Source organism: Chlamydia ibidis 10-1398/6 (genome assembly GCF_000454725.1).
Classification (GTDB): domain Bacteria; phylum Chlamydiota; class Chlamydiia; order Chlamydiales; family Chlamydiaceae; genus Chlamydia; species Chlamydia ibidis.
The window spans coordinates 131,435-150,011 of the sequence record NZ_APJW01000001.1 but is presented as its reverse complement, the minus strand read 5'-3'; the positions used below and the strand labels follow the sequence as shown (position 1 = coordinate 150,011).

The window sequence follows — 18,577 nt, the reverse complement described above, 5'->3', positions numbered from 1 at the left end:
GAAATTCTTTCTATGCGAATAATAGCCGTATTTATTTTTCTGATATCTGCTGCAAGTATCCTTTCTTCTTGCAGTGGATATTCTATTTTGAGGCCGTCCGAAAATCTTTCTACTCTTGGTCAATCTCTACTTACTGAAGGCATAACACTTGCCCCAATTGAGCAAGATTATCTAGGGCAGTTGTCTTCCGCCTTGATTTACGAGTTAGGGAAACGCTCCCTGCCTGTGCGTCCAAATAATGCCTGTTCCGCTTATACCTTAAAAATTGAAATCTTGAATCCTGTTGACGAGAATATTGGTTTTACTTATGCCCCAAATAAGGCTAACGAGACAACCCCAAAACATTTTATAGTTTCTAACGAGGGGCGTTTAACTGTATCCGCAAAAGTTCAGCTTATAGAAAATCATTCTGGACGCATTCTTCTTGATCAATGCGTCTCCCGTGAATCAGTCTCTTTTGATTTTGAGCCTGATTTAGGCACAGTAAATGCTCACCAATTTTCCTTAGGGCAATTGGAAATGCATAATGAAGCTATAAAAAGCGCTTGGCGTGTATTATACGCCCACTTAGCTGAGACTATCGTCCAACAGGTATACTATGACCTCTTCTAAAATAGAAGCAGTCTTCCCTGCCGTCTTAAGTGAACTCCATAACATGCTAAATTTTATTAAAAAATCCGCGGAATTCCATGATTTGCAAAAAGATAAGATGTTGAAAATGGAATTAGCCTGCGAAGAATTGTTGGTAAATATTATTTCTTATGCCTATCAGGGATCTCCAGGGAACATCTCTATTTCTTGCTTAGGTAGTGCAGAAATTTTAGAGGTAGTTATTAAAGATTCTGGTTTTTCATTTAATCCATTTACGGCTGTTATTGATCTTCAGGAAAATCTATCTCTTCGGGAGCGACAATTGGGAGGTTTAGGGATATTCCTAGCAAAAAATTCTGTTGATGAGTTTTCTTACGAGCGCCAAGGAAAATATAATGTCGTTTCTCTGAAAATCCGTAATACTTAACCATATAAAGTCTAGAATCTATCCCTTCGCTAGTTATTTGTTATCAAATCGAAAGGAACGCAAAGTTTTTTCCGTGTCTTTAATATCTTCTAGATACAATCGTAATGCCTCTAAAATTAGTGCTGACTGATTATACTCTCCAACTGCTTGAAACGCCATTTCAGGCTTATACGAACCTTCAGGCTCATGCAAAGCTATGTATCCACGAGTTACGGCCTCTCCTTGCACTAACTCCGGGACTAACCAAACTGCGAAATCAGAATTAAATAAAGTGAGTTTATCTGCAGATTCTGCAATGATGAAGTCACTAATGGGGAGATCACTAAAAGAATTAACTAGGGATGCGGGTGCAGATTGAGATAGCACCTCAGCTATATCCATAAAACCCTCGGGAAATGCCGTTCCACAGTTAAGAATAGAACGTTTGTAAAACTCTTCCAAAAAATCTAAACTCATAGCATTTCCTCTCTCATTTATGGTAATTCTTTATTTTAAGAGGCGTCAAGAGCTTTTCTTTAATTTAGAAGATAAATAATACCTAAGTAATAAACTTTCAAAATCGACACAATGATTAAAGTTATTAAAAGTCGTTATTGGTTACATCTTTTTATTTTGGCGTTTATTTCACCTTTATATGGAGAAATTATCTTCCCAGAAATTAAAGGTACTTGTGGTGCTATCATACATGCAGAGACAGGCAAAATACTCTATGCTAAGAATATAGACACTCCCATCTATCCTGCAAGCATGACGAAAGTAGCAACTGCTTTATTTATTTTACGTAAATATCCAGAAGTCTTGAATCGATTTGTCACAGTAAAACACGAAGCTATTGCCTCTATTTCACCTCAGGCTAAAAAACAATCTGGGTACCGTAGTCCCGCTCACTGGCTAGAAACTGATAGCACAACTATACAATTACAACTTAAAGAAGAAGTTTCAGGTTGGGACCTGTTTCATGCTTTACTGATTGTTTCTGCTAATGATGCAGCGAATGCCCTAGCAACAGCATGTTGCGGCTCTGTAAAAGAGTTTATGCAAGAAATGAATGTGTTCTTAAAAGAGATTGGTTGTAGTAATACACAATTTAATAACCCTCACGGCTTACATCACCCTGCACACTATACCACTGCTAAAGATCTCACTCTTGTCATGTGTGAAGCTCTAAAAGAACCTTTATTTTGCCAAATAATACAGACCACCAACTATAAAATGGCTGCAACGAATCTGAATGCAGAACGCATACTATCTCCTACTAATAAACTAATCCTTCCTGGATCAACTTATTATTATCCAGCGGCGTTGGGAGGAAAAACGGGCACTACAAAAGATGCTGGGAAAAACTTACTACTTGCAGCGCGTAAGAATAATCGAAAAATTATTACGATTGCTACGGGATATACAGGATCTGTAGGAGATCTTTATCAGGATATCATTGCCTTGTGTGAATCAGTGTTCAATGAACCTCTGCTACGACGCTACCTCATACCCCCTACGGATTCTTACATTCTATCTATGGGACAGCTAGGTAAAATCTCTATTGCCTTGCCAGAGGGTGTTTACTATGACTTCTATGAATCTGAAGGGGAAGTGCAATGTTCCGTCAATTTTGTTCCTCAAGCAACATCATTTCCGATTAACAAGGGTAACCTTCTAGGACACTGGGTTTTCCGCAATCTTTCAGGGCGGCAGATAAAAGCAGAACCCTTGTATGCTGAGCAAACAATTATTCCGTCGAAGGCACACAGAATACGGATGCTAATAAAAAAAATCTTATTATCTTATAGAACCTATCTCATTATCGTTTTGATTCTATTATATCGAAAAAAACAACAAGGAAAGAAACGTAAATACTCATATTATCTATAGAAAATAGGGTCTATCATGGAGATTTTAGGATAACTTGCGGAAATGAGCAGCAAAGAATCCATCACCCCCCACAGGCTCCAAAGGAACTGTTAACATCTTTTCTAATTCCCAACCAAAACGTTCCATGTATTTAATATGATCGGTGTTTTCTTCAGATAGAATAGAGCACGTGATATATATAAGTCGTCCTCGAGGCTCTACATAGCGACTAGCTTCTTGTAAAATTCCTTTCTGCACTCTCACATAAGTTGTTAACTGTTTCTTAGAAAAGGACTGTTTTTTCTCTGGGTGGCGACGGAAAACCCCACTACCAGAGCAGGGTGCATCTACCACTACTATAGGAAACCGTTCTCTACTTAACTTAGGCGCTAATGTAAAGTTTTTCATCCGAGAACGGCGAAAACGTTGTCGCGCTTCTTCAAGAATTTCCTTACGACTATCATGTAAAACAACATGCCGAGCCTTCTCAGCAAAAATTAAACTCTTTCCTCCTGCACCTGCACAGAAGTCCAAAACGCAATCTTTTTTAGTGATAGGGATATCAAAAGCCACTTTCTGAGAAGATTCATCTTGAATTTCGAATAAACCTCTACAAAATTCCGGAGTACAAATGAGAGGATAGCGCTTGTCGAAGCGCAGGGAACCTGCTATAGATCCTGGAGAACTCGGGTATGGCAAACGTTTTTGAAGATCTTCTACAGAGATTCTTAGAGTATTAACACGAATGGAGCATATAGATTCTAAAAGGAAACACCTTGCTAAATCTTGAGCCTTTTCTTCTCCGTAATCTTTAATCAAACAATCTGCAAGATCATCGGATATTGAATACCGGACAGGCCATGGAATATCTTGGTAATCCTCTATAGAATGTAAGGCACCGGATTCAACTTTTTCAAAAAGAGTTTCTGGAGATATGCTTTGATTTTCTCGCAATATTAGAGCTTCTAAGAGTCTTTGATGGCGCAATATAGCAAAAATCCTAGAGCTTATCCATTGTCGATCTTTAGATCCTAATGAACGATGTTGCTTAAAATATAAGGCTACGCGATTTGATTCGCCTATAGGAGAAGTGTGCAGCTCTTTTATTAATTGGTATAAGTGATGTAAACGGAAGGGTATCATGAAGGAAGATTATACCCTTTTCTAGGGTATTTTTCTTAGGAAAAATCAAAAATCAAGCTTAATCACAATAAATTACCTGTGAGCATTTTTAGATTTTTTTAAAGATATGCTGAAGTTGCTGCCAAAAACTAGGGTTTGGTGTGTACTGCTGAATTTTTTTCTTTAAATTAGAGTGCACCTCATCGTCAAAATCTAATAACCAACGCATAAAGAGTATACGCATCATTTTTACCCATAACTTGGGATTACGATCACGGATACTATACATATGGCCGATTTGTTCTGGTGTAGCATCTGAAGTAGATTTTATAAGCTTCCGAATGTGTTCTATAACAACGTGACGTACAACTTCGGATAAAAATCCTTGAATTAACAAAGAATCTTGGTAATGATCCTGTTCTATAGTCCGCCATTCCTTGATTGTCTCTCGACCATGTTGAGAAATCCATTGATTTCCAAGCAACGAGTTATCAAGAATATCCTGAAAAGATTCTGTAATAATTCCTCCAACAACAGCTTGAAAATCTTCGTTATTTAGCAAATATAGGTCTCTAACTCTGGAAAGAAAAACATAATTACTTTCTGATAATGTGTGTAACGGAAGCGATTTTTCTGACAGAAATTGATCTAAAAGTTCTAGTGTAAGAGGGAAATATTGATCTTGATTTTCTAAAAATATCATAAGAGCATCCATAAGCACTTGAGATGATGCTTCGGAAATTAGTTGCTCTTTTACTGTTTCTCCTAAATCTATAGATTTATCGTGAATATCAACGTTATGCGCAAAGTCTTCCCAGCAAGAAAAGTTGTTTTGTTTTTTCTTAAAAGTTTTACTAGCAACGCTGTAAATCTTGTTAAGAGGTCGTTGACTCTCAAGAAAAATAATATTTTTTAAAGATAAAAGTTTTTTAACTATTGAATGATTAACCAAATAACTACGATAAAAGAATATTTTGTGAAATAAATGTGTTTGTTTCATTACTTGCCTGAGACAAGCATCGATTATTGATAAGAGTCTTCCAGACACTGCATAAGATATTGAAGACCGCGAGAAAAGCTCTTCTATCGCACGTTGTAATACTACCAAACTCTCGTCTTGATCTTTGGACAATTTCTTATGGATAGGCCAAGCTTCTAACAAGGAAAGCTTTTTATTATAGACAAGTCGTCTAGAATTATCCCGGATTGCTAATTCCAAAACACGTAAATAATAGTCTGTAGAAAATCGCAGATCTAACATCATAGGAAGGTCCACCTCACTACGTCTGCTTATTTCCCACATGTAGATATTATTGCATTATTTTTGTATTTCTAAGCTCAAGATGACGATTTATTTTCTTAAAATTACATTTGCGTCCGTTCATCGGCTTGGCGCATCGTCTGGAAGGTGAAGAAAAAGTTATAAATCAAGGCGTTTAATTTTTTTTCAAATATTTCGGGATCACTTTGTTGCGCCTCCATAATTACGGGAAGGTTTGCTTCAACGATATTCTGAACCACGCTCAAATTGACTAGATGATGACGATCCCCTGCCCATAAAGTTATAAACTCTCCTAACAAGTCACTATGTTGCTGACGCAATGTATTAAGAATATTCCTAGCAACGCTTGCATCTGCTCTGCCTCTAGAAGATAAAGCATCTATCGATTTTGCTAGTTCAACAATTTCAGAATAATCTTGTTTATAATCTACACGCCTAAGTTTATATATATGCTCTGCACATGCAAGTTTGTCTAAACAAGGAATACACACTAACCTAGTTATGCCTCGTGCTGTAGCTGTTGCATCTATGCCTAAATTCATATCTATGATCTTGTATAACATTCCTATAACATGAGCAGCTTCTGCACCTCCAGTCTCAGACAAAGAAGAGTAAGTCGATATTCTTTTCGTCTCTTCATCATCAGAATCAGACATTCGACAACTAAAATCTTCTGTTTTTGTGTTCCCTCTTTGGAAAGTGAAAGGTTTTGTATTTTCAGAAATATGGTGTTCGTAAGCGTCTGATATATCAGCGGTTGACTTCATAATAACACGCAACATTAGAGCAAGAGAAATTGTGCCTTCAAAACTATCAGGCTTGACTCCACACAAGTTAATAGCGCTATGTGAACGTCGCTGCGCTATATAGGAACTCATTCTTCTTAAAATATTTCGAAAAAATTTTCTGACTGCAGCGAAACAAACTCGAGATTCCTGGGAGGACAACATCTCGATAGAATTTACTGTAATCTCTGTTTCTCGAAGGATTTCAATATAACTTTTCTGATAGGAGCTATCAAATTGCGATTTTTGTATAACACTCTTGGGATGTTTTGCTGACCAGATCGAGGATACTACCTTACGTATTCTTTGCAGTATCTTTGCAATCTTCCCCTGTTCTTCGTGACTTTCTACTCTTTCTGTTAAATCTGCTGAGATATTTTCTGAAGGAGTAGGTTCTGGTATCTCAACTTCCCCGATGTTCTCAAGAATTGATTCAACATGATCGGAAATGCGATCTTCTAAATCTGCCTCTCCTTCAACATCTTTAGGATCCACGTTATTAGAATCACCAGATTCATTATTGAGATCCCGCCATCCGGGATCTCTATCGCCACCTATAGGTCCTAAAGTCATGATGCAACCAATTCTTTACAAAAGATCTGAAGCCAATATAGTAAGAGTACGACTATAAACAGACTGGTCTATAGCTCTTAGAGCAGCTAGATCTTGAGTATTTTGTGAGGTTATACTTTGAATCTCTTCATCATTATAACTCCCTACGTGTGCCGATTTCTCTGAACTAGAAAGAGAGCTGATACTAGAAGCTGAATACAAAACTAGGCTCTCCCAAAATTTTGGAGCCTGGTCAGGGTATGCCGAACGTAGATGATCTATGTTTGCTGCATATTCCATAAGGTTCTCTACCCAAGGTTCTTCCTCAGGATCAACACCTTCGTATCCTCCTTCCAACTGCTCGTCAATCATCTGTTTGACATAGTCTGTAACTTTTTCTTCTGAAGATAGTGTCGGTCCCGTGATAGCTAAACCTACTACAATACTTAATAGAGCGGACTCTCCGTCTTGCTTTTTCTCTTTCATACCAAGTGACGTTAATCCCCTTGCCGCTAAGCTAAGACTATTTTTAATAGCTTGATCCCTGACTCCCATCTGCGGAAATGAGAGAGATGATAAGTTTTGTCGAGTTGTCTCTAGAGATTTGCCAAGAGTCTGTAAACCAGATAAAGTGTAAGCCACCGTGTTGGTAGTTTCTAAATTAGTCCATCGCTCGCGTACTTTACTGGATAACCCATCTAACTTAGCTTGTTTAGCATCTTTGTGTACTTGTAATTGTGACTTAAGATTTTCAACAACGCTACCTGAAGACACAGGACGCTGCTGTGGTGGTTGAGGAGCTTGCCGCTTTACTGCTGCACCTGTATTCATTGCCTGAGGAGGCAGTGTAGGAATGTCAACTTTTTTCCCTGGTGTATAACCCTTTTTGATGAGATTAGAACCTGCATGACGTACAGGATCGCTAGAGTGATCTACTTTTTCTTCGCTAGGGAATTTAAAACTGCTAGTTTCAGAGGAACTTCCTAATGTAGACATAGAATCAACAAACTCGTCTGAAAAAGCAGTTTTGGCAGTTTTAAATGATTCTCCGGAAATCGAAGATCTATCAGATAAACTATCGGTATCGTGACCCGACTCTATAGATTCTTTCAAACTACTCTGACTAGAAACAGAGTCTCTCCTAGATGAGGAAGACGCACTACTTCCTCCAAACCATTTCGCAATCAATGAGGATATCGAGGAAGCAATACGGGAAAGAATGCCTGTTGAGTCTCCATTTGTAGATATACTGTGATCCCCCATGTTCGATTGAGTATTTTCTACATCAGGATGCTGTTCATGGGCCCCAGAAATCCATGCATCGTTTTTATTATTTCCTGTTGGATTTATTCCCATTATTTTTCTCCATTTTTATATTACTAATTTTAATTAGCAATAATTAAGAGGGCATCTTTTTATTTTTAAAATAGAGAAATTTAACTAATAACTAATTAATGAGATTAAATAATGATTAAATGCCTGTATAAGATAAAATATTAAAAATCAAAAAATTATAACTACACAATACATGCACACGATTGCGTCTGTAGGTCTTGTACAAAAATAATGTTAAGATTTTTAAAAAGAGACAGGCGAAGATAGACTGTGCAGAAAATCAAAAGATCTTCTGCACTTTCATTGAAGAAAAGGATTACCGTATAAATCAGTTATGATTCGCGGGAGAAAGAACTTCTGTACCTGGGAGGTATCCTTTCTCTAAAAACTCTAAAGAGGCTCCTCCTCCCGTAGATACGTGAGAAACGCGAGCCGCACATCCAGCTAAAGCAACTACTGCTGCTGCATCTCCTCCACCCACGACGGTGACCGCTGATGGATGGCGAGCTAAACACTCAGCAATCGCAACTGATCCCTGATCAAAAGGAGGAACCTCGTAGACACCTACAGGGCCGTTCCAAAAAACTGTTTGAGAACTATCAATTACTCTGCTGAATTCCTGGATTGTTTTTGAACCAATATCCAATCCTTCAAGATCAGAAGGAATACCAGCGTCTATAGAAATCTCAGTCCAAGACACCCCTGGTTCACAAGTTTTTGCAACTTTGACATCTGAGGGCAAGAGGATGCGAACATTACGATCCCTTGCTATTTTCAATACTCGTTGTGCAAGCTCTATTCCTGATTCTTCAACTAATGACTTTCCTAAAGATTTTCCCAAAGCTTTTAAGAAAGTGAAACCCATCCCTCCAGCCAATAAAAGGTTATCTACTTGATTAAGCAGAGCTTCGATAACACCTATCTTTGAAGAAACCTTAGCGCCACCGAGAATGGCCGTAAAGGGACGTTTTGGAGAGACTAAAAGGTGTTGTCCCAAAAATTCCAACTCTTTTTCCATAAGTAATCCAGCAACGGACCTTTCAGGGAATGCTTGGGGAACAGTGTAGACAGAGGCATGTTTACGATGCGATGTACCAAAGGCATCATTCACATAGAAATCTCCATAGGCAGCCAACTCAGCAGCAAACGTAGGATACATTTCAGGATGCTCTTCTCCCTTATGAAAACGTAGATTTTCCAATAATAACACTCTACCCGGGGATAACTGCCCAACTGCCTGTCTAGCAACTTCTCCGATACAATCGGGGGCCAAAGGAACATGATGACCTAAATAACCTTCCAGAACTTCAACAACAGGCTGTAAGGAATATTTCTCTTCAAATCCTTCACCCTTAGGACGGCCAAGGTGGCTCATCAGAATAACTGAAGCACGTTTCTTTAAAAGATAATTGATAGTTGGCATTGCACTACGAATACGAACGTCATCAAGGATTTTCCCGTCTTTTATAGGAACGTTAAAATCAACTCGGAGCAAAACCTTTTTTTCCTCAGGGGAAATCTCCTGAACTGTTAATTTATCCATATGCCAAGAAAACACGTAATAAGACAATTTCCTTATTTTTAATGGAAAAGAGCTCTTAAAGCAAAGAAAAATAGAATCGACAGTATCGCACCTGCCGGCAAAGTAATGAACCAGGACATGACGATATCTTTAATGATATTCAAGTTAATTGCTTGAATTCCTCGTGCAAGTCCGATCCCAAGCACCGCCCCGACAACTACATGTGTGGTTGATATTGGTAGTCCTATAGCAGAAGCAACGGCAATAGTAATTGCCGCACCTAATCCTACAGAAAAACCACGCGACGGTGTAAGTTCTGTGATCTTACAACCGACAGTTTCGATAACACGCCATCCCCAAATAGCGAGCCCGAAGATTAAACCTACGCCTCCAAAGGCCATTAAACCAATTAGCGTCTGGGAAGAATACACAGAAGGATATGCCTGGCGTAATACCCCAGCAACAGGGGCAATAGCATTAGCTACGTCATTAGAACCATGAGCAAAAGCCATAAAACAGGCTATAATAATCTGTAGATAAGCGAATATCCGTTCTACGATAAGATACTTCCTACCATAATTACCGCCACATGCCTTCAAACGATAAAGAAGAGTTCCGGGTTTTGGCATATCGGAAATGCTCACGCAGTACTGTGTGTGTACATAAGCGAACATACAACCGTAAGCCATCAATCCACAGGCCGCTACTATAACTAACGCCCATAACAATGGAATAAAACTGGTTACCACGCCACCTAAGGTAACGATTACACCAAGAATAACAATGACGAGGCCTGCCAAAAATGGTGCCACACGGATCATAGCTGCCACGGGATCATTTTTATAAAGAATGTTTTTACGAATAAAAGAAAAAACCATATAGGCAATGACCCCACCTACCAAAGGTGAAAGAATCCAACTAATCGCAATTACTCCAACAGACTCCCAATAAATTACTGTACCGTTGCCCAAAACTAAGCCAAAACCTACTACGGCTCCAACAATAGAATGAGTAGTAGATACCGGCCAACCGAAAAATGAGGCTAGTTGCAACCAAACTCCAGTTGCAAGTAGTGCTGCAGTCATTCCTAAAATGTAATCTGTCGAAGCTATGATAGGATCAGAAACAGAGACAATGCTACTCTCAATAGTCCCTGCTACGCGATTCCCAAGTAATAGAGCCCCTAAAAATTCAAAGACCGCAGCAACCAAAACTGCTTGACGCAAAGTTAAAACTCCGGATCCTACACTTGGGCCAACAGCATTGGCAACATCGTTCGCACCGATATTCCAGGATGTGTAAAAGCTACACAAAAGAACAAAAACGAGTAGGGCAAACATGAACTATTACTTTTCTTCCAACGTCATGTTAATTCGATGAGCAAGTTTTTCGGAACTGTCTGATATACCTGCCGTCTGCTTGATTACTTGCAACCATAAATAAAATTCTTTCTCAGGAATTATGAAACTATCGGAGAAAAGAACTTGCATAAGTTCTCTTTGCAAAACATCACATTCGTGTTCTGTCTTAGCTACACGTCCTACCAGAAAACGTGCCTTATCTGCCTTTCTTCCTCCAAAAGAACTTTCTAACAATTTATTGAACTCCTGAATCACAGTCATAGTGAGATCAAAAGCCTCAATATTTTTGCTTAAAAAGCGGAAAAATAGCTCTTCAAATTCAGGATATAGACATAACCGCCTAATAGTAAGCAGGATAGCCACATCCTCTGCAGTATCAGCTATGCTATCCTGTATAGAAATAATTTCTAACATCCCCGCTCGTGATATAGGCATAAATAAGCCGATTGGGAGATGATTACGCATGTCATTTTTTATACAGTCTGCTTGATATTCCTTATCTGAAATAACTTTAGCAATAGCAAGAACCTGCTCATGTTGACCATTTTTCAAAGCGGTAAACATGGGTAGTATTTGCTTTACACAGAAAGCTACCACCTCGAGATGTGCCTGAAGTGGAGCAAAAGGAGACTGCCCAAACAGCCGAGCAAGGGTTTGCATAAGAATAGCCTTTTTAGCAATAATAGCCACCTTTAATGATCTTGTAAATGACTTATGGTTGCTGCCCCTATTTTAGAAGTTAGAGATCTATCTATAAGCCTTCACAAGCGTCGAAAGTTTTACCCTATTGTAGAGTCTTTATCCTTTGAATTATATAAAGGTCAGACGTTAGCAATTATCGGCGAGTCTGGGTCTGGGAAAACGCTGACGGTCAGGGCATTAATGCAATTACTGCCTGCTGCTCAGTTCCGTACTGAAGGACATGTGCTTTTCCATAACATAGACTTGCTACACGCACCTAAATCTATACACAGAACAATTTTCGGGACAAAGATTGGTATGATATTCCAAAATCCTATGTCCTCACTTAACCCTGTTTTCACGATTGAACATCAATTTCAAGAGTTAATTCGCACGCATTTATTTCTGCCCCCTAAACAAGCTCAAGAAAAAATTCTCGAAGCTCTTACGGAAACTGGATTTCACCAACCTGAGGTCTGTTTAAAACTCTATCCTCACGAACTTTCTGGGGGAATGTTACAAAGAATTTCTATAGCTATGGCTTTGCTCACTGCTCCAGAAATCTTGATAGCTGATGAGCCTACAACAGCCCTAGATGTGTCTGTTCAGTATCAGATCTTACAATTATTGAAAAATCTACAAAAGAAAACAGGCATGAGTCTACTGATCATCACCCATAACATGGGAGTAGTTGCAGAAACTGCTGACAATGTATTGGTACTCTACTCCGGAAGAATGGTTGAACATGCCCCCGTAGATCGTATTTTCCACAATTCCTCTCATCCATATACACAAGATCTTCTTGCTTCTAGACCATCCCTATTACATCGTGACGATCGTACATTCGTTGCTATTCCAGGTCAGCCTCCTCATTATTCCGAAATGCCTTCTGGATGTTCTTACCACCCTAGGTGTAAAAAAGCGTACCATAAATGTGGATCTGATTCCCCTAATAATCAGAATATTTATAAAAACCATAAAGTACGATGTTGGCTCTATGAGTAACGCCTTTCCCTTAATACAAGCCAGTAACCTTTGTAAACATTACTACAAAAGATCTCTTTGGTTTCGTAAAAATAACATAGCCACCAAAGCTATTGATAATATTTCATTTTCTATACCTCAGGGAAAGATTGTCGGTTTGATTGGAGAATCCGGTTCTGGAAAAACTACTTTAGCTTTAGCCTTATCTGGACTTCTATCGTTTACATCCGGTTATCTAGTTTTCAATCAAAAAACTATTAAAATTAATTCTAAAGAGGACTTGAAATACCTACGCTCTCATGTACGAATGGTATTCCAAAATCCCCAAGCCTCTCTAAATCCAAGGAAAACGATTTTTGACACTCTAGGGCACTCTTTATTATACCACCGCTTAGCATCCAAAGATGAAATTCTTTCAACAGTGATACAGTCCTTAGAGCTTGTTGGTCTCTCTTCAGACTACTGCTATCGTTATCCACATCAACTATCCGGGGGGCAACAACAAAGAGTATCTATTGCCAGAGCTTTACTAGGTACTCCTAATTTAATGATTTGTGATGAAGTGGTCTCTGCATTAGATCTTTCCATGCAAGCCCAGATTCTAAATACTCTAGCTGAGGTACAGAATAAACTAAAACTCACCTACTTGTTTATTTCTCATGATTTAGCAGTAGTACGATCCTTTTGTTCAGATCTTCTAATCATGTACAAAGGTCAGTTAGTAGAAACTGGACCTGCTGAAAGAATTTTTTCTGATCCACAACACCCCTACACTCAAATGTTGTTAAACTCTGAGTTATCAGACACTCCGGATAAACGAAGATCAATAATTAACAAACCCAAGATCTATTCCTAATTAAAAAGAAAAACCAAATATTGAAATTATTAGTAATTATTAGATGGTTAACGCAGGTAACTATCTAATAATACTAATTTGTTCTTCTCAATCACATTAAAGCAATCTCAAGAATATACGGGATCGTTTGAAAAGCAATTAAAGAATTTTATCACTTAAGTAAATGCTCTATCACATGCTTTAAACTGTCCTCATTGTCCAGGGATAAGGAGAGTACAAATTGGTTTTGTTGTGATTTAATATTAACCTTACATCCCAGATGCTGACTGAGTTGGTCTACTAAGTTTTGGTAGTCTGTTTCAGGAACTTGGGAATTAGTTGCTTTTGCTAGGTTACGTCCTGACGATATTCTCTTAGCCTCACGTTCTGTATCTCTGACGGCTAAATTATCTTTTATGATCTTATCACTCAGCACTTCGCGAAGCTGAGGGTCATCGAGAGATAGAATAACTTTAGCATGCCCTAGTGTTATATCTCCTGTATGTATTCTTTCACGAATTTTATCCGATAAGGACAGTAATCTTAAGTAATTTGCAACTGTAGAACGTTTCTTTCCTACACGTTGTGCTACCTTATCTTGAGTTAACCCAAATACGGTAATTAGGGTTTTGAAAGCTTCGGCCATCTCCATAGGATTAAGCGCTACTCTTTGAATATTTTCTATCAATGTTGCTTCAGCTGCAACATCGTCTGTCATCACCTGCTTCAAAACTACTGGGATGACAGTATACCCCGCAGATTGTAAAGCACGCCAACGACGTTCACCAGCTATGAGCTCATAGTATAAGATCTTATTCCCACTGCGAATCTCTCGAACTACTGGCGGATGGATCAATCCTACGGACTTTATAGACATCACTAATTCTTCTAATTCCAATTCAGAGAATACCCGACGAGGTTGGAAGGGACTGACACGAATACTCTCAATGGGGACTTCGATGATTGTATCTTTATCGATAATTGAACTCACAAGACTACCTTTTTTCTAGAAAATACTTATAGCAATATGATAATTGTACTGCTTGTTAAATCAACCTAATTAGATGACGTCGCGCAAGAGAATTCTATTTTTTTACAACAACAAGAGGACGCAGCGATCCTTCCGCAATGAGTTTACGAAAAAAAAAAACTAGATAGACTGAAGGGATTGAGCGCCTTATATTCCGTGGATCATGCGTAATTTACTGCCTAAAATCTGGAAAAAAATCTACTCATATTCCTCCGTGCTAACGATCTTAGTAGCGCTGTCTATTTTTCTTACAGGAAAAATTTGCTATAACTTGAAAGCACAAAAAGACGAGAAATACAAAAGCATCCTCCTTCTGACCAGAACCGCAGAATCGGCTATGCTACGAGGATTTGTACCTCCAAAATCTGCTCTTCCAGCTTTAGAACGTGCATTCCGTGTTGGAGGAAAATCCTTACAACCTTATGCAGGTTTCCTATCGTCATGTTTTTATATTCATAATGACTCTCTACGCGGAGCCTATTATGCAGGATTAGCATATTCCAATAGCAAAAACTTTCAACTTCCCTCTCCTACACAAGTACTTCTGAAAGAGATCGCAGATGCTCAATCACAACAAAACTATGAGGTAGCTTTAGAAAAGTGCTCTCAACTTTTACAGATATCTAGTTCTTCTCCAGATTATCCTACTCTACGCTTTCTTACGCTTTTGCGTATTATTGAGATTAAGGAAATCCTTAACCAAAATACACAAACAGATCTCGAAGAGCTAAAAAAACTCCCTCTATTTCAAGAATTTGAACAGTTTTATAGAGATGGGGAGTGGACTTTATCCCGTCGTTTTAGCAAGAAGAAGTGAATTATTAAGGAATTATATTATGCCGACATCTATAGAGACGCAAGAGAATGAAGAAACTTCTGTAGAAACAACCTCTGCTCTCACTCCTCATGAATCTCCTGTAGTTATTTCTGGCTCCTTAACTTTGTATTATGATGATGATAACTCTCAACTAATCTAGGATACATGCTTATAGTCTTAGCGTTTCGCCGGTTATTTTTTTCTAAACCTCCTGGTTTTCTGAATAATCTGCTGCGCTATTTCTTACTTCTTAAACAGCAATATCCGATTGTATTTCCTGGAGATCCCATTCAAGGTACAGCGTTAATGCTGACTTTTGATTTTGCTTCTGTAGATTTTTATACGCATGTTTTTCCATTTTTAGAACGCCATAAAATTCCAGCTATTGTAGGAGTCGCTTCTCGTTATGTCTCTCAAGATGCAGCTCAAGATTTGCCTTTAGAATTTCGTTGTGTGCCTATGGAAACCCTAGCATTCCAGGATGAAGTATTCACAAAATACCAGCCTTTCTGTTCGAGAGAAGAACTCATTACCCTAAGCCACTCTCCTTATATTCGCTTAGCTTCCTCAGGATTTGCTATCCGCAACCTACACCAGTCTCCTCCATATCTCACTACAGAAGTATTTCTCTCTAAACACTATATAGAAAACCAAATAGGAGTATCCCCAATAGCATTTTTCTATCCCTTTGGGAAACATGATACGTCAAGCGATAATCTTGTGCAGAAACACTATCCCTACTCTTTTGTTCTGGGAAATACATTAAATTTTAAGAACAAACGACATAATATCTATCGCCTAGACATGAAGTCCGACAATCTTATCCTTCCTCAAATTACACGCAACAGCTTAAGCTATATAAAATTTTGGCTTAATGATCGCTTGAAACAATTTCATTTGAAGCATCAAGCATTAGAATAGGTCTATCGTATCTGATCGATAGCTTTTTGAAGAACTGTTACAAAGATGTCTATATCCTCTTTATCGTTATAGATTCCCAAAGAAGCTCGGAGTACATGACCCAAATTCCATCTTGCCATAGCTGGTTGAGCACATTGATGGCCTGTGCGCACAGCAATCCCTTCAAGATCCAATAAACAACCAAGATCCAGAACATGCGCTCCTTCAACTTTCAAACTTATCAGAGCACCTCTAGGTTTCCCAAGTGATGGACCTATAATCTCTAAACCAGGGATATCTAATAGTCTCTTATGCAGGTATTGTGTAAGAGCTTCCTCATTCTGATATATGGGACTAGATAAACTTTCGAGATAATCAATAGCTGCTCCTAAACCTAAAATCGCTGCAATAGGAGGAGTTCCTGCTTCGAATTTCATCGGCGCAGACAGATATTTAGGGGTCACACTGTCATAAACGGATAGCATATCGCCTCCACCTTCCACAGGAGGTAATTCTTTTAAGAGCTCTCTCTTACCATAAAGTACCCCAACACCTGTAGGGCCATAAATCTTATGCCCTGAAAAGGCATAAAAATCTACATCCCAGAGAACAACTTGTACCAACTGATGAGCTACTCCCTGTGCCCCATCAACACTAATGTACGCACCATACCTGTGCACGAGTGAGGCAATATCTTGAACAGGCTGAATAGCACCAGTGACATTATTTATATGAGGAATGCTTACAAAATGCGCTCCTTCGTGTAATAAATCTTCTAAATGGTTAAGGTCGATAATCCCTGAGTCATGAACTTTAATTTTCTTAACACAAGAACCTTTACGTCGGCATGCTAACTCCCAGGAAACTACGTTAGCATGATGCTCCGCTTCAGAAACCAAAACTACTCCACCTGGAGGGATAAGACTATCATTTGCTGATATCGCTAGCAGATTTAATGCCGCTGTTGTTCCTCGAGTGAAAATAATTTCATCACCATAGGTTGCTCCTATCCACCGGGCAATCTTATCTCTCACACCATGATAACTGTGAGTAACATCCTGCGAAGCTCCATACACAACACGATTAACAGTAGCGTAACTATTTGTATAAAAATCGGTGATAACATCTATCACCTGTTGTGGCTTATGAGTAGTCGCAGCAGAATCTAGATAAACATATGGAACGCCTTCTTTTTCTTTGGCAATAAAAATAGGAAAGTCTTCCTTAATTCTAGGCATGGGGGAAATCACTATGACATTTATGGGATTCTTTCATTGCTATAAGTTTAGGGAAAGCCTCTGCAGAAGGCTGCACAGATAAAAACCCTTGTACGAGTTTTTTTTGCGCTTCTTCTTTTGTCATGCCTCGAGATCGCATATAGAATACTTGTTTAGGATCTAGAGGCCCTACGGTAGCCCCGTGTGAAGCTTTTACATCATCTGCTAGTATTTCCAAACGCGGAAATGTAGATACGCGAGCTTCATCACAGAGAAGAAGAGTACGATGATTTTGCTCCGCACAAGAAAATATTCCTTGAGAAGTGATACGTATACCCCCTTCAAATATAAATTCTCCGGAATTCAGTATAGATTTGATGTCCTGACGAGAAGTAGTGGCTTCTGCATCATGGTCCATAAGATTTCGAACCCATGTTTTCCTCGTGGACAGAGCTGCCACTAAAGACTCAGCATACGCTCCCTTCCCGACCATTGAGAAAATATTATCAAACCAACCATATCCCTGTACGGATTCCAAGAGATTTTGAATAACACAGCAAGATCCGTTTTCTTCTACAGTTACTACATGTGTCCAACTGAACTTTTCTTCGCTGATATATTTTGGGAACATCGTCAAAGAAAGCTCAGCTTTCTCAGCGATAAACAATTCAGTAACACCATTAACAATAGCTTGACTGTAAGTACTTCCTCTATCTAATTCGGTATGATGATATACATTAATTTCCGCACTGGCCTCTCTCCCCATAATAACAACGATTTTTGGAGAATAAACCACATGTTCGTCCTCAGAAATAGGCAAAGAAACATGCCGAACACATAGTGGTTCACTTACTTGCATATATTCAGGGACATAAATAACGACTCCTTCATCCTTCGCGCACACAGCATTTAAAAAAGCCAATGGGTGTGTATGCACACTAAAGCTATGTAAAAACGTAGAAAACATAGAACGCGCTTGGTTTAGCGGCAAAAACACCACGCCATCAGGTAATTGAGATAATGAAGGCTCATATTTACCATTGATCAAAACGCATTCAAACCCGAAAGAATTTTCACGATGTAGCCAGTGTTGCTTTACTGTCTCAGATCCTCCACAAGCTATATGATATTCATTTGGGGTTTCTACGATTCCTTGGATCCAAGAAAAGCTGCGAAAAACATCCCGAAAGGACTGGTTTTTTGAATGTTCTAAGTAACAATCTCGAGCAGCTTCATGGATAGGCGATCCTGGAGTTACAGAATAACAGTGCTCTAAAAACGCTAGCAT

General features: G+C 38.8%; 19 protein-coding genes. 8 read left to right on the top strand and 11 right to left on the bottom strand.

Annotated features, from left to right (window positions below; all coding sequences use genetic code 11):
• The first annotated feature begins 12 nt into the window (after window positions 1–12).
• Both H359_RS00660 and H359_RS00655 read left to right on the top strand, forming a co-directional pair.
• A complete protein-coding gene (locus tag H359_RS00660; protein ID WP_020370790.1) occupies window positions 13–612 on the top strand; it encodes an LPS assembly lipoprotein LptE in 600 nt (199 codons plus the stop codon).
• Entirely contained in the window at window positions 599–1,018 is a 420-nt protein-coding gene (locus H359_RS00655; RefSeq protein WP_020370789.1) for an ATP-binding protein, read from the top strand. Before H359_RS00660 ends, H359_RS00655 begins: the two co-directional genes overlap by 14 nt.
• A 33-nt stretch (window positions 1,019–1,051) precedes the next feature.
• Here the strand turns inward: H359_RS00655 and H359_RS00650 are convergent, their stop codons facing one another.
• Window positions 1,052–1,474, bottom strand: a complete 423-nt coding sequence (locus H359_RS00650) for a hypothetical protein (RefSeq protein WP_020370788.1) — start codon at window positions 1,472–1,474, stop codon at window positions 1,052–1,054.
• Window positions 1,475–1,585: 111 nt separating this feature from the next.
• On the opposite strand from H359_RS00650, the gene H359_RS00645 reads away from it, so the two are divergent.
• Window positions 1,586–2,887, top strand: coding sequence for a D-alanyl-D-alanine carboxypeptidase family protein (locus tag H359_RS00645; protein WP_020370787.1), 1,302 nt, complete (start codon window positions 1,586–1,588; stop codon window positions 2,885–2,887).
• Window positions 2,888–2,911: 24 nt separating this feature from the next.
• On the opposite strand, the gene H359_RS00640 is transcribed toward H359_RS00645, so the two are convergent.
• The 7 genes from H359_RS00640 to H359_RS00610 form a co-directional block, all read right to left on the bottom strand.
• Window positions 2,912–4,009 (bottom strand): RsmB/NOP family class I SAM-dependent RNA methyltransferase, encoded by a 1,098-nt coding sequence (locus H359_RS00640; RefSeq protein ID WP_020370786.1) that lies wholly within the window; start codon window positions 4,007–4,009, stop codon window positions 2,912–2,914.
• A gap of 88 nt (window positions 4,010–4,097) precedes the next feature.
• The gene (locus tag H359_RS00635; RefSeq protein ID WP_020370785.1) at window positions 4,098–5,252 is read right to left on the bottom strand and encodes a hypothetical protein; all 1,155 of its coding nucleotides are present in this window, start codon (window positions 5,250–5,252) and stop codon (window positions 4,098–4,100) included.
• Between the two features lie 101 nt (window positions 5,253–5,353).
• Window positions 5,354–6,628: a TmeB family type III secretion system effector gene (locus H359_RS00630; protein ID WP_020370784.1), complete on the bottom strand. Its 1,275-nt coding sequence runs from the start codon at window positions 6,626–6,628 to the stop codon at window positions 5,354–5,356.
• 15 nt (window positions 6,629–6,643) lie between these two features.
• The gene (semD, locus tag H359_RS00625) at window positions 6,644–7,963 is read right to left on the bottom strand and encodes a SemD/SinC family type III secretion system effector (protein ID WP_020370783.1); all 1,320 of its coding nucleotides are present in this window, start codon (window positions 7,961–7,963) and stop codon (window positions 6,644–6,646) included.
• Window positions 7,964–8,270: 307 nt separating this feature from the next.
• Window positions 8,271–9,485: a phosphoglycerate kinase gene (locus H359_RS00620; RefSeq protein ID WP_020370781.1), complete on the bottom strand. Its 1,215-nt coding sequence runs from the start codon at window positions 9,483–9,485 to the stop codon at window positions 8,271–8,273.
• 38 nt (window positions 9,486–9,523) lie between these two features.
• On the bottom strand, window positions 9,524–10,804 hold the full coding sequence (locus tag H359_RS00615) for an inorganic phosphate transporter (protein WP_020370780.1): 1,281 nt from the start codon (window positions 10,802–10,804) through the stop codon (window positions 9,524–9,526).
• A gap of 6 nt (window positions 10,805–10,810) precedes the next feature.
• The gene (locus H359_RS00610; protein ID WP_020370779.1) at window positions 10,811–11,485 is read right to left on the bottom strand and encodes a TIGR00153 family protein; all 675 of its coding nucleotides are present in this window, start codon (window positions 11,483–11,485) and stop codon (window positions 10,811–10,813) included.
• A gap of 54 nt (window positions 11,486–11,539) precedes the next feature.
• Here H359_RS00610 and H359_RS00605 point away from each other — a divergent pair, with 54 nt between their 5' ends.
• Together H359_RS00605 and H359_RS00600 are read left to right on the top strand one after the other, a co-directional pair.
• On the top strand, window positions 11,540–12,511 hold the full coding sequence (locus H359_RS00605; protein ID WP_020370778.1) for an ABC transporter ATP-binding protein: 972 nt from the start codon (window positions 11,540–11,542) through the stop codon (window positions 12,509–12,511).
• Window positions 12,504–13,346: an ATP-binding cassette domain-containing protein gene (locus H359_RS00600; RefSeq protein WP_020370777.1), complete on the top strand. Its 843-nt coding sequence runs from the start codon at window positions 12,504–12,506 to the stop codon at window positions 13,344–13,346. Before H359_RS00605 ends, H359_RS00600 begins: the two co-directional genes overlap by 8 nt.
• 151 nt (window positions 13,347–13,497) lie before the next feature.
• Here H359_RS00600 and H359_RS00595 read toward each other — a convergent pair whose 3' ends face one another.
• Window positions 13,498–14,316 (bottom strand): ParB/RepB/Spo0J family partition protein, encoded by an 819-nt coding sequence (locus H359_RS00595; protein WP_020370776.1) that lies wholly within the window; start codon window positions 14,314–14,316, stop codon window positions 13,498–13,500.
• Between the two features lie 202 nt (window positions 14,317–14,518).
• On the opposite strand from H359_RS00595, the gene H359_RS00590 reads away from it, so the two are divergent.
• From H359_RS00590 to H359_RS00585, 3 genes are read left to right on the top strand one after another with little or no spacing between them, the layout of a single operon-like run.
• On the top strand, window positions 14,519–15,172 hold the full coding sequence (locus H359_RS00590; protein ID WP_021119542.1) for a hypothetical protein: 654 nt from the start codon (window positions 14,519–14,521) through the stop codon (window positions 15,170–15,172).
• A 19-nt stretch (window positions 15,173–15,191) separates the two neighbouring features.
• Entirely contained in the window at window positions 15,192–15,332 is a 141-nt protein-coding gene (locus H359_RS05130) for a hypothetical protein (RefSeq protein ID WP_020370774.1), read from the top strand.
• Window positions 15,333–15,337: 5 nt separating this feature from the next.
• Complete coding sequence (locus H359_RS00585) at window positions 15,338–16,093, top strand: polysaccharide deacetylase family protein (RefSeq protein ID WP_020370773.1); 756 nt, start codon at window positions 15,338–15,340, stop codon at window positions 16,091–16,093.
• Window positions 16,094–16,095: 2 nt separating this feature from the next.
• On the opposite strand, the gene H359_RS00580 is transcribed toward H359_RS00585, so the two are convergent.
• Window positions 16,096–17,310, bottom strand: a complete 1,215-nt coding sequence (locus tag H359_RS00580; RefSeq protein WP_020370772.1) for a SufS family cysteine desulfurase — start codon at window positions 17,308–17,310, stop codon at window positions 16,096–16,098.
• The gene (locus tag H359_RS00575) at window positions 17,303–18,577 is read right to left on the bottom strand and encodes a SufD family Fe-S cluster assembly protein (RefSeq protein WP_020370771.1); all 1,275 of its coding nucleotides are present in this window, start codon (window positions 18,575–18,577) and stop codon (window positions 17,303–17,305) included. The genes H359_RS00580 and H359_RS00575 overlap by 8 nt, the downstream gene beginning before the upstream one ends.